8 protein-coding genes and 1 pseudogene are annotated in these 13,700 nt (G+C 32.6%); all 9 read left to right on the top strand.

Going from position 1 to position 13,700, the window contains the following annotated elements; all coding sequences use genetic code 11:
• The first annotated feature begins 142 nt into the window (after positions 1 to 142).
• The gene (locus BMY56_RS13170; RefSeq protein WP_091625028.1) at positions 143 to 682 is read left to right on the top strand and encodes a helix-turn-helix domain-containing protein; all 540 of its coding nucleotides are present in this window, start codon (positions 143 to 145) and stop codon (positions 680 to 682) included.
• Positions 683 to 777: 95 nt separating this feature from the next.
• Positions 778 to 2,262, top strand: coding sequence for a serine hydrolase domain-containing protein (locus BMY56_RS13165; RefSeq protein WP_091625026.1), 1,485 nt, complete (start codon positions 778 to 780; stop codon positions 2,260 to 2,262).
• A gap of 1,037 nt (positions 2,263 to 3,299) precedes the next feature.
• On the top strand, positions 3,300 to 3,614 hold the full coding sequence (locus tag BMY56_RS18915) for a hypothetical protein (protein WP_245737222.1): 315 nt from the start codon (positions 3,300 to 3,302) through the stop codon (positions 3,612 to 3,614).
• A 57-nt stretch (positions 3,615 to 3,671) separates the two neighbouring features.
• Positions 3,672 to 4,124, top strand: a pseudogene (locus tag BMY56_RS18910) (MBL fold metallo-hydrolase).
• Between the two features lie 94 nt (positions 4,125 to 4,218).
• Entirely contained in the window at positions 4,219 to 4,395 is a 177-nt protein-coding gene (locus BMY56_RS18905; protein ID WP_245737221.1) for a hypothetical protein, read from the top strand.
• 190 nt (positions 4,396 to 4,585) lie between these two features.
• Positions 4,586 to 7,420, top strand: a complete 2,835-nt coding sequence (gene uvrA / locus BMY56_RS13155; RefSeq protein ID WP_091625023.1) for an excinuclease ABC subunit UvrA — start codon at positions 4,586 to 4,588, stop codon at positions 7,418 to 7,420.
• A gap of 40 nt (positions 7,421 to 7,460) precedes the next feature.
• The gene (locus BMY56_RS13150) at positions 7,461 to 8,147 is read left to right on the top strand and encodes an LOG family protein (RefSeq protein WP_091625021.1); all 687 of its coding nucleotides are present in this window, start codon (positions 7,461 to 7,463) and stop codon (positions 8,145 to 8,147) included.
• Positions 8,148 to 8,200: 53 nt separating this feature from the next.
• Complete coding sequence (locus BMY56_RS13145; RefSeq protein WP_245737220.1) at positions 8,201 to 11,005, top strand: gluzincin family metallopeptidase; 2,805 nt, start codon at positions 8,201 to 8,203, stop codon at positions 11,003 to 11,005.
• Positions 11,006 to 11,162: 157 nt separating this feature from the next.
• Positions 11,163 to 13,574: an alpha-ketoacid dehydrogenase subunit alpha/beta gene (locus BMY56_RS13140; RefSeq protein WP_091625018.1), complete on the top strand. Its 2,412-nt coding sequence runs from the start codon at positions 11,163 to 11,165 to the stop codon at positions 13,572 to 13,574.
• Positions 13,575 to 13,700: the final 126 nt, after the last annotated feature.

Below are 13,700 nucleotides of genomic sequence, written 5' to 3'. Positions count from 1 at the left end.
TTTTATAGAAACGTATTTTTAGGATACTTTGATGAACATGTGTTTAGAAAAAAAGAACAATCAGTGAGGTTAGAAACTAACTTAGTGTAAACGATGTTTCTATAACTTTTGTAAACAATGTATATTAACGAACATTTATAAAATGTCAATACTTTTAGAACTTCGAGATAAATTAAATTTGACCCAAGAAGAATTGGCAGAAAAAGCAAATATTTCAGTAAGAACTATTCAAAGAATTGAGTCTGGAACAAAACCAAAAGGGTTTACATTAGAAGCTCTATCCAATGCTTTAGGAGTGAGCAAAGATGTATTATTAAAGGATGAAATAGAGCCAATCAAAAGCAATAAAAATCTAATAAAATATATTAATTTATCTTCAATACCATTATTAATAATTCCTCTTGGGAGTATTATTTTACCATTAATAATTATGTATTGGAAAAAACAAATTAACACAATTACGAAACAAATTATTTCCATTCAAATATTATGGACATTAGCTTCAATTCTTTTAGTAATTGCAAGTTCATTTTTAAAAAATTGGTTTTCTTTAAGTAATCAAGTAACTACTTTTACAATACTTACCTTATTAGTAGTAAATCTGTATATCATTCTTCGAAATACAATGGAAATAGAGAAAAGAGATAGGCTTCATATAAAATTGAATTTCAGTTTTTTATAAACACGCCAACGTATTGTCAGGTTTTTGTCGGGTTACTAAAGTAATTTTTTTGATTGTAATTATTGAATTTTGCATCAAACAAAAAAACTTTGATAATGAGAAAATATTTCCTTTTATTTCAAATGATATTACTTTCAATAGTAGTATCTGGACAAACAGAAAAATCGTCTGAATTATACCAAATAATAAAAGAAAAGGATAGCCTACTTTTTAATTTAGGATTTAACAATTGTGATATAAGTCAGTTTGAAAATTTAATCAGCGAAAAATTTGAATTTTATCACGACCAAACAGGAATTACAGATTCAAAATCTGCTTTTATCAATAGCATCCAAAATGGACTTTGCAAATTAAATTACAAACCCAGAAGAATGTTAATTGAAAACTCGTTAGAAGTTTATCCATTAAAATATAATGGAACTTTATATGGTGCTATAGAAACTGGAATACATCATTTTTACGCAATCGAAAAAGATAGTACGGAATACCTTACAAGCATTGCCAAATTTAATCATCTATGGATTGTTGAGAATGGAAATTGGAAGTTAAACAAAGGTTTAAGTTATGACCATAAAGATTTTGATAAACCAATCAACAAAGAATTATTGTTTAAAGACCAGAGAGAAACTGAAAAATGGTTAAAACAAAAAAGTATTCCTGCATTAGGAATTGGATATATTGAAAACGGAAAAATTGAACAAATTAGTGTTTTTGGAAAATTAGAAAAAGGAATAAAAGCACACGAAAACACCATTTGGAATGTTGCCTCACTAACAAAACCTATAATTGCTTTAGTAGTATTAAAATTAATTGATTTAGGTGAATTGGGTTTAGATGAACCCGTTTATAAATATTATGTAGACCCAGATATTAAAAATGACTCAAGAGCAAAACTATTAACACCAAGAATCGTTTTGAGTCATCAAACAGGATTTACAAATAACAGAGAAAATTATAAAGATGGGATACTAAAATTTGAATTTGAACCAGGAACAAAATATCAATATTCAGGAGAGGGGTATGACTATTTAAGAAAAGTGATTGAATATAAATTCAATAAAACGATAGAACAACTGGCATCTGAACTTATATTCAAACCTTTAAAAATGAATAACACGAGTTTTGTTTGGAATAAAGAATATGAAACCAAAATTGCAAAATGGCATACTGAAAAAGGAGAAATATATACTTTAAAAAAACAAACTGAAGCTCACGGAGCAGATGATTTACTAACCACCATTGAAGATTATAGTAAGTTTGTCACTTATATCATAAATGGTGCTGATTTATCCAAAAAATTGCAAAAGGAAATGGTTAAAAGCCAAGTAACGATAAATGACTACAAATACTTTGGTCTTGGTTGGTGGATTGACGAAAACATAAATATAAATAATGATTTTGCAATGGTTCACGGAGGTGATGATATTGGTGTTCATACAATTGCATTTATAATTCCAAAAACAAAACAAGGTCTTGTTATTTTTACCAATAGCGATAACGGAACTGATGCTTATCAAGAAATCATATTAAAATATTTAGGAGAAAACGGACAAGGAATTATGAATGTTGAAATGAAATAAAAACTACTGCCAATCGAGTAGACGGGTGACGACCTAAAAGCCGCCACTACGCCTCTCACACCACTAAGCGTACGGGTCTCGTACTTAGCGGTTCAGTAATGATGCAGTTTTGTGGTATTCGACTAAACTTATATAACCCCTCATTTTTAATCGTTTTACGGTTATTGTAGTTCCCAGTATAGGGTTTTGGGTTACTGCCCATCCTCCCATTCTTGTTCGACTCCAAGCGTATGCCTGTCCCTTTGAAATCCCCCCAACCTGAAATTTCGAGAGAAAAAATACTTGACTGAATTTTCTATGTGCAAATTAAAGTTTAAATAAAATTTATAAAATATTAGCTCCTATTTTTTATCTAACTTATTTAACAATATTGGTTTAGTGGATTTAGAAATTTTAAATTTAATTAAATTCAAAATTTCTATATTTATTTTATAAATTGCTGTAGAATTAATTAATAATCAGAAAATTTAAACTGCATACGTTTTTGCATACGATTTTATAATTTAATAGCGTTTGAGGTCAATAAAACCATTGCGTTTTTTCTAAACCAAGAGTTCATAACCCGGAGGTCGGGGGATCGTGCCCCCCTCTCGCTACTAAGATTAAAATCTTTAAAAACAGCGGTTTAGTTTTCACTAAACCGTTTTTTTATGTCTATATTTCTGGAAGTAATTACGGTCAAACACGAAAGTGAACACGTGTTAGAACACGATTTACCTACAAAAAGTAATTTTTCCGCACCAAAAATCTATACCGCAAAGGGTGATCTTTCCAAAAGATGATTATTAAACATCAGATAATCTAGTTTCTTATCAAAACTCTATATACAAATACAATCCAAACGATTATAAGTTTAGGTTAGAGATACTTATAATTTATAGGTTATAAAATTTAGAGTAAAAAATACAGTAAAAACAAATTTTAATTAAGATGCGAAGTTATTTACAGGGAATTAGGAACTGTTTTGTGTCAGAAATTTCAAAATTTCACCAAACAGTTTATTAAAATAATAATGCTCAAAAAAACTTTAAAAAATAATGATAACAACCCTAATCCTAATTGGATTACTTTTTATAGTATTACTAGCATTTATCAACTTCTATCCAAGTTTTGGTGGAAATAGCACTAAGAAACAGCAATTGTGTTATGAACAATACAATCAATTTAATAATCGAAAATTTAGAAATACTAGCTCTGTCCCAATAGATTTAAGCTTTTTCGAGACCTTAAGTTTAGCTTATAAATTTTTCACTATAAAGGTTCCTAATGAACGACCTAAAGAAGATTTGCAAGCTCAAAAAATAAATTTAATTAATGTCGCCGATTATAATGGTAAGGCAAGAATGATATGATTCGGTCATTCTTCATTTTTATTACAAATTGAAGGAAAGAATATTCTAATCGACCTAATGTTCGGTAAAGTGCCTGCCCCTCACCCATTTTTAGGCAGAAATCGATTTAATAAAGAATTTCCATTAGAAATTGAAAAATTACCTCAAATAGATGCCGTGATTTTTTCTCATGATCATTATGACCATTTTGACTATGAATCTGTGTTGAAAATTAAGGGTAAAACAAAACATTTCTATACACCACTTAGTGTTGGCAACCAGTTACAGGCATGGGGAGTTCCCGATGCTAAAATTACTGAAATGTACTGATGGCAAGAAACTCAATTTGAAACTTTAAAATTAGTTTGTACACCTGCTCAGCATTTCTCTGGTAGAAATATAAACAATAGTCAAAGTACGTTATGGAGTTCTTGGGTAATTACCTCTGAAAATGAAAATATTTACTTTAGCGGTTATGCTCCACATTTTAAGAAAATAGGAGGAAAATACGGTCCGTTGACCTTGGTTTGATGGAGTGTGGTCAGTACAACCAAATGTGATCAGATATTCATATGATGCCAGAAGAAACTGCTCAAGCGGGTATTGATGTTCAAGCAAAAAAATAATGCCAATTCATTGGGCCGGATTTAAATTTGCGTTACCCGATTGGAAAGATCCAATTCTACATATTAAGGTAAAAGCTGATGAATTAAACATAGTGGTTATTGCTCCACAAATAGGGCAAGAGATTATTTTGAAGGATTCGATCACTACATATCCTAACTGGTGGAAGAATCTGTAAATTTCAAAATGGATTTGTGTGATTTATTTAAGTTATAGTTTTGTATCAGGTATCCTCATGTATTCATTATTCTTTTAAAAAACAACAATATATTTAACAGAAATTTATACCATTTTACAAAAAGCAAAGAATACCGCGACATATGTAAATCGCACTCAAAATCGTACTTTTGCATCTTTGCTATGAATACATGATTAATTTTGAAGAAAATATAGAGGTTAAAGGTGCCCGCGTTCATAACCTTAAAAATATAGATGTTACAATTCCCCGCGATAAACTGGTAGTTATTACTGGCTTATCGGGCAGTGGGAAATCTTCGTTGGCATTTGATACAATTTATGCTGAAGGTCAAAGACGTTATATTGAAACGTTTTCTGCCTATGCAAGACAATTTTTAGGTGGCTTAGAACGACCAGATGTTGATAAGATTGATGGACTCTCGCCTGTTATTGCCATTGAGCAAAAAACGACATCTAAATCTCCTAGATCTACCGTTGGTACCATAACAGAAGTATATGATTTCTTAAGACTGCTTTTCGCCCGCGCTGCTGACGCACATAGTTACAATACAGGTGAGAAAATGGTTAGTTATAGTGATGAACAAATTAAAAATTTGATTATCGAATCGTATTACGATAAAAAGATAAACATACTAGCTCCCATAATTAAATCAAGAAAAGGGCATTACCGTGAACTTTTTGAACAGATAGCTAAACAAGGCTTTGTAAAAGTAAGAGTAGATGGTGAGGTAAAAGATATTGTAAAGGGTATGAAAGTAGATCGTTACAAAACCCACGATATCGAGATTGTCATTGACCGTCTAAAGGTAATTGAGAGCGAAGATTTTCATAAACGTTTATCAGAAACCATAAATACAGCAATGTATAGTGGTAATAATGTGCTTATGGTGTTAGAAGAAGGCACCGATGTACCTAGGTATTTCAGTAGAGACCTTATGTGCCCAACTACGGGCATTTCATATCCTACGCCTGAACCAAATACTTTTTCCTTTAATTCGCCGAAAGGTATGTGCGCCAATTGTAGTGGCTTGGGTCATGTTTACGAGGTAAATGAAAAGAAGATATTCCCAGATAATAAACTATCTATTAAAAGTGGTGGTATTGCTCCTCTTGGAGACTATAAAAAATCTTGGGCTTTTAAACAGATAGAAACGATAGCAGAGCGCTATAATTTTCAAATAACCGACCCTATTAAAGACATACCCAAAGAAGCCATTGAAATTTTATTAAATGGTGGCAAAGAAAGTTTTGAGGTAGACTCAAAGTCTTTGGGGGTCAAGAGAACATACAAAATAGATTATGAGGGTATTTCTAACTTCATAAAAAATCAGTTTGAAGAAGCGGCTTCTACTTCTATAAAACGATGGGCCAAAGAGTATATGGATAAAATAATTTGTCCGTCATGTAATGGTTTTCGTTTGAGAAAGGAATCCCTATACTTTAAAATTGAAGATAAGAATATTGCAGAATTAGCGAATTTGGATATCGTTGAATTGGCTAGCTTTTTCAACGGACTTGATAAAAAATTGAAAGGCAATCAATTGAAGATAGCCGAAGAAATTATAAAGGAAATAAATACTCGTATTCAATTTCTTTTAGATGTTGGTTTAGATTACCTGTCCTTAAATAGGAGCTCAAAATCACTTTCTGGTGGCGAAGCACAACGAATACGTTTGGCCACGCAAATTGGTTCTCAACTTGTAGGCGTACTCTATATTTTAGATGAACCAAGCATTGGTTTGCATCAACGAGATAATGAGCGGTTAATTAAATCCTTAGAATCATTAAGGGATATAGGTAACTCAGTAATTGTTGTTGAACACGACCGTGATATGATAGAACGGGCCGACCATGTTATTGATATTGGGCCAAAAGCTGGTAAAAATGGTGGTGAAATCATCTCGCAAGGAACTCCAGAAGAATTAAAGAACTTCAACACTTTGACAGCGGACTATATGACCGGCGCTAAAAGAATTGAAATCCCTAAAAAGAGAAGAGCTGGCAATGGTCACGAGATAGTTTTATCTGGTTGTACCGGTAATAATTTAAAAAATGTAACTGTCAAATTTCCCTTAGGGAAAATGATTGGTGTTACAGGAGTATCTGGTAGTGGTAAGTCTACACTAATAAACGAAACGCTTTACCCGATTATGAACGCCCATTATTTTAATGGAGTAAAAAAACCTATGCCGTATAAAAAAATTACTGGCTTAGAACATATCGATAAAGTTATTGATATTAACCAATCTCCTATTGGTAGAACACCTAGATCCAACCCTGCAACATACACTGGTGTTTTTAGTGAGATCAGGTCTTTATTCACGAAAACAACAGAAGCATCTATCAGAGGTTATAAACCGGGTAGGTTTAGTTTTAATGTAAAAGGTGGTCGTTGTGAAACTTGTCAAGGTGGTGGCCTTAGGGTTATTGAAATGAATTTTTTACCTGATGTGTATGTTGAATGCGAAACATGTAACGGCAAAAGATTTAACCGAGAAACCTTAGAAATAAGATATAAAGGAAAATCAATTTCCGATGTTTTAGAAATGACCATAGACGAAGCTGTTTCATTTTTTGAACTTATACCTAAAATTCATCGTAAGTTAAAAACGATACAAGATGTTGGTTTAGGTTACATATCTTTGGGTCAACAGTCGACAACATTATCGGGTGGTGAAGCCCAACGTATAAAATTGGCAACAGAACTTTCTAAAAGAGATACGGGCAATACTTTCTATATTTTAGATGAACCCACAACCGGTCTTCATTTTGAAGATATAAGGGTATTAATGGAAGTTTTAAACAAATTAGCCGATAAAGGAAATACCGTTTTGGTCATTGAACATAATATGGATGTAATTAAAATGGTCGATTACATCATAGATATTGGTTATGAAGGTGGACGTTTAGGTGGTAAATTAGTAGCAAAAGGAACCCCAGAAGAAGTTGCCAAAGACAAGAAAAGTTATACCGCAACCTTTTTAAAGCGGGAATTAGAATTTTAAATGTAGTTTACACAAACCATAAAGATTAGTACTAAATTATATGAGATCAGAAAAACACCATAAGGGTTGGAATGAAATAAAAACAAATGACTCTTGGGCCATTTTTAAAATTATGGGCGAATTTGTTAATGGTTTTGAACGCATGAGTAAAATCGGTCCGTGTGTTTCTATTTTTGGCTCTGCCAGAACTAAAGAAGAAGATCCGTTTTACAAATTGGCAGTCTCCATTTCAAAATCGATTTCTGAAGCAGGTTATGGTATTATTACTGGTGGTGGCCCAGGTATCATGGAAGCTGGAAATAAAGGTGCGAATTTGGCTGGTGGTACTTCAGTTGGTTTGAATATTGACCTTCCTTTTGAACAACATGACAATCCATATATTGATACTGATAAAAGTTTAGACTTTGACTATTTTTTCGTTAGAAAAGTTATGTTCGTTAAATATTCTCAAGGTTTTGTTGTGATGCCAGGTGGTTTTGGAACTTTAGATGAATTATTTGAAGCAATTACTTTAATACAAACTCATAAGATTGGTAAATTTCCAATCATCTTAGTGGGTAGTGATTTCTGGACAGGTCTTATGGATTGGGTTAAAACAACCATGCTTAAAATGGGGAATATTAGTCCTGAAGATTTAAACCTTATTAAAATTGTAGATACCGAAGAAGAAGTTGTACAAATTATAGATTCCTTTTACAAAGGGCATACGATGAGTCCTAATTTTTAATCATAGCCTTGATCCGGAAATTCAATATTCATTTTTGTTTAAGTTTAATCCTTTTGGTTTCTTTTATAACCAAGGGGTATGCTCAGTATAAAACCGAACTAACAGTTAGTTTAAATGAGTATACCAATGAATTGGATATACGCCAAGAATTTACTTACTACAACGACTCTAATTACAACCTTGGTGTAATTTATTTTAACGATTGGGCTAACGCTTATTCAGATAAAAATACAGGGTTAGCGAAACGATTTGCACTAGAATTTAAAAAATCTTTACACCTAGCAAAGGCTGAGGAGCGAGGAACTACTACAATTGTTAGTGTAGTAGACGATTCGTACAAAGGCTTAGAATGGAGCCGTACTGAAGGAAAAGATATTTTGAAAGTTACTCTAGGTAATATTTTACTTCCAAAAACATCAACAAAAATTTTTATTACTTACAAGGTAAAATTACCTCCAAACAAATTCACTCCATATGGGTACGATCAAAAAGGTGGTTATTATTTAAAAGATTGGTACTTAACGCCAGCAGTTTATGATGGCAAATGGCATCTTTACTCAAATAAAAATCTTGAAGACCTATACACCAATGTTACTAATACGGTAATTAATTTTAAGTTTCCAGATAGTCTTTATTTAGCTTCAAATTTTGATATTGAATCTTTATCAGCATTTCCCAATGGCCAATTTGCCCAATTGAAAGGAAATTTACAAAAAGGAGGAGAAATTATATTAAATACTCAAGATGAGTTCATTACCCATGTAACCCCTCACATGAAATTTCTTACGAATATAAAAGCTCCTCGGTATAGTCCAATCGGTCAAGGTCTTTCCATAAACAAAGTAGCTGATTTTATTTATGACAATTTAGGAGAGTATCCTCATGAAAAAATATTGGTAAGTGAATTAGATTATGATAAAGACCCTTTATATGGTTTGAATCAATTACCCTCCTTTATAAGACCATACGAAGAACAATTTCAATTTGAAATGAAATTCCTTAAAACTGCATTAAACAGTATTTTGAGGGAGACCATGTTTTTAAATCCGCGTAAAGACCAATGGCTAAATAGCGCAATCACTAATTATTTGATAATTGCTTATGTTGAAGAATATTACCCAGACCAGAAACTTATGGGTAAGCTTTCAAAAATTTGGGGATTTAGGAGTTTCGAATTGGCTAAAATGGACTTTAATGATCAGTACTCATTTTTATACAACCTAACAGCACGTAAAAATCTAGATCAAGCACTTAAGACCTCAAACGATTCCCTTATTTGGTTTAATCAAAAAATCGCTAATAAATATAAAGCTGGTTTGGGCCTCGCTTATTTAGCAGACTATATTGGTAAAGAACGAGTCGATCAAAGCATAAAGACCTTTTTCAAGTATTATAAATTAAATACGGTCAAAGTTCTTGATTTTGAATCCATCCTAAAACGGTCGACTACCCAAGATATCAATTGGTTCTTTAGAGATTATGTTTCTACGGATCGCAAAATCGATTTTAAGATAAAAAAGGTAAGGAATGCCGAAGATTCATTGTTAGTCACGATTAAAAATAAAGAAGGTACGAATGTACCAATATCAGTTTTTGGCCTTAAAAAGGATTCTATAGTATCTGAATATTGGTTTAGTGATATTGAGTTCGAAGAGACTTTTACAATTCCTAATAACCATGAAGATAAACTTGTACTTAATTACGACCAGAAAATTCCAGAATTTAATCAGAGAGACAACTGGAAATCTTTAAAAGGATTTTTATCGAGTAATAAGAAATTAAATTTCACTTTTTTCAAGGATGCCGAGAATCCTTATTATAACCAAGTGTTTTATGTTCCTGTACTTAATTTTAATATTTATGACGGTTGGGCACCTGGCATGCGTCTTTACAATAAAACACTCTTAGAGCGCCCCTTTGTATATGATTTCTCACCCTCCTACTCCTTTAAAGAAAAGGCATTCGTGGGGTATGGTAAGTTTAGTTATAGAAAGTATTTAAGCAAAAGTGGACTGTATGTCGCTAATTATGGTATTGGAGCTTCAACATCTCATTTTAATGAAAATTCAAGGTATACATCAATAACTCCATCTTTAAGCTTCGGTTTTAGACCTGAAGATTTATTATCCAATAAGCGAGAATTCATTTCTTTTAGATACGTTAATATTTTACGAGATTTCGACCCATCACTTCAGAATTTGGCCAATGACCCAGAAAATCCTGATTATAGTATTTTTAATGCTCGCTACGTCAATAGAAATAATGGGATTTTAGACTATAATTCGTGGTTTGCCGATTTTCAGCTAGCCGGTAATTTCAGTAAATTATCTTTCGAATATGAATACCGCAAATTGTTTGAGAATAACAGGCAATTGAACCTTAGATTTTTTGCCGGTAAGTTTTTAAGTAATAAAACAAATACCGATTTTTTCAGCTTCGCTTTAGACAGACCAACAGATTATCTTTTTGATTATGGATATTTGGGTAGGTCTGAAGATTCTGGGATATATAGTCAACAAATAATTATAGCGGAAGGTGGCTTCAAATCTTTCCTTGATCAACAATATCGATTTTCGAATAATTGGATGGCCACTGTTAATGGTAGTTTTAATTTATGGAAATGGATAGAATTATATGGTGATGCCGGATTAGTTAAAAATACAGGAGTTAGTGAGAAATTCGTTTATGATTCTGGTGTTCGTTTAAATTTGGTTACCGATTATTTCGAACTTTATTTACCTGTTTATTCGAACAATGGTTGGGAGGTTTCACAACCTAACTACGGTGAAAAAATTCGATTTATTATAACTGTAAGTCCTAAAACCCTCACTGGGCTTTTCACAAGAAAATGGTTTTAAACTGTTGAATTTTAATTCAGTTACTGAAATTTGGACTAAAATTTCTGATATTTTCAAAATTATACCAAATTTGTTAAAAAATATGGAATAAATTAATTGGTTACAGCGTTGCTAACAAGTACATGATTCGGTAATTTTGTAAAAACACGTTTTATACATGGATGTTTCTTCAAAGACTAGTAATGACATTTCTTTTGATGTTTTCAAAGAACAAATCGTAAGTGATTATGAAATTGCTTTTTTAAGCAGGACTTGCAGTTTATTAGGAAGAAAAGAGGTCCTTACCGGAAAGGCTAAATTCGGCATTTTTGGAGACGGAAAAGAATTGCCACAATTGGCCATGGCCAGATCATTTAAAAACGGTGATTTTAGGAGTGGGTATTATCGAGATCAAACATTCATGATGGCCTTAGGTCTTTTAAAACCAAAAGACTTTTTTCACGCACTTTACGCTACAACTGATATTGAAAAAGAACCCATGAGCGCCGGTAGGCAAATGGGAGGTCATTATTTAACTCACAGCCTTAGCACAGATGGCAGCTGGAAGGACTTAACAAAGCAAAAAAATAGTAGTGCAGATATTTCATGTACTGCAGGGCAAATGCCACGACTTTTAGGTTTGGCCCAAGCTTCTAAGGTATACCGAAATCAAAAAGGTCTAGATGGCGCTAAATTCTCAGTAAATGGTGATGAAATCGCTTGGGGAACTATTGGTAATGCAAGTACAAGCGAAGGTATGTTCTTCGAAACAATCAATGCTGCGGGTGTTCTTCAAGTACCCATGGTAATTAGTATTTGGGATGATGAATATGGTATTTCGGTACCTGCAAAATATCACACTACAAAAGAAGATATTTCAAAGGTACTTTCAGGTTTTCAACGAACAGAACGTGAGAAAGGATTTGAGATTTTTAAAGTAAATGGATGGGATTATACCGCTCTAATGCATGCATACGAAAATGCCGCAGATATTGCTAGGCAAGAGCATGTACCGGTAATGATTCATGTAAAGGAATTAACACAACCTCAAGGGCATTCAACATCTGGCTCACATGAACGCTATAAAGATAATAAGCGTTTAGAATGGGAACGTGATTTCGATTGCAACAAGCGTTTTAAAGAATGGATTCTTGAATCTGGTATTGCCAGTAGTGAAGAATTGGAAAGTATTGAAAAAAAAATTAAGCGATCCGTTCGAGAAGCCAAGAAACAGGCATGGGAAGAATATCTACAAGGACTTTTATCTGCTAAAAAAACGTTGGTAGGTTTAATTGAACAAGCTTCAAGTAAAAGTCCGAACAAGAATTTTTTAAACAAATTAAAGAACGATTTAATTGCAACAGAAGAACCTATTAAAAAAGATTTAGCAATATCGGCCCGTAAATCTTTACGTTTTCTTTTAGGGGAATCATCAGCTGAGAAGTCAGCTTTAATAGAATGGACTTCAAAATTTCTACAGGAAGCTCAAGATATATATAGTAAACACCTTTATAGTGAAAATGAAAATAAAGCTACCAACATTAATGCTGTAGCGCCTATTTTTAAAGATGACTCCGAACAAGTAGATGGTAGGGTTATTCTACGTGACAATTTTGATAAATTATTTGAAAAATATCCAAACACATTAATCTTCGGAGAAGATACTGGGGCCATTGGTGACGTGAATCAAGGTCTTGAGGGAATGCAAGAAAAATATGGTAATATTCGTGTAGCTGATACAGGAATACGTGAAACAACTATCATTGGACAAGGTATAGGTATGGCTTTAAGAGGTCTTCGCCCTATTGCTGAAATACAGTATTTAGATTATATTTTTTATGCCATGTCTACCTTAACCGACGATTTAGCATCTTTACGATATAGAACTGCCGGAAAGCAAAAGGCACCATTAATTATTAGAACAAGAGGTCATCGGTTAGAAGGTATTTGGCATTCTGGTTCTGAAATGGGCGGGCTTATACATTTATTGAGAGGTATATATATTTTGGCCCCTCGAAATATGACACAAGCAGCAGGATTTTATAATACACTTTTAAAAAGTGATGAACCTGCATTAGTTATCGAAAGCTTAAACGGATATCGATTAAAAGAAAGAAAACCCAACAACCTAGGTGAATTCTGTACGCCTATTGGTAAAGTTGAAACAATTAAAGAAGGTAGTGACATAACTTTAGTTTCTTATGGATCTACATTAAGAATTGTAGAGAAAGCGGCAAAAGAACTATTAGAAGTCGGTATAGATGCAGAAATAATTGACGCGCAAACCTTATTGCCTTTTGATATTGACAAAGATGTTGTAGAAAGCATAAAGAAAACGAACCGATTATTGGTTATTGATGAAGATGTACCAGGCGGATGTTCTGCTTATCTACTAAATGAAATTATTGAAAAGCAAGGAGCCTTTAAATATTTAGATAGTGCACCACAAACTTTGAGTGCAAAAGCACATAGACCAGCTTATAGTAGTGATGGTGACTATTTTTCAAAACCAAATAGGGAAGATATTTTTGAAAAAGTTTATGCAATTATGCATGAATCAAGTCCTAATGATTTTCCGAAACTTAGATAATTTAAAATTTATTGATAAAAAAATCCCATTTTAAAATGGGATTTTTTTATGGTAGCAATTCTACTTTCAATTTTAAATTCAAAGTCCTCTGTATTTTATTTGATTACAACAATAAAGGAACGTAAA

It is taken from the genome of Maribacter orientalis, assembly GCF_900109345.1.
Taxonomy (GTDB): Bacteria; Bacteroidota; Bacteroidia; order Flavobacteriales; family Flavobacteriaceae; genus Maribacter; species Maribacter orientalis.
Note: the sequence above shows the minus strand (reverse complement) of the source record. Positions and strands in the feature narration are given on the sequence as shown.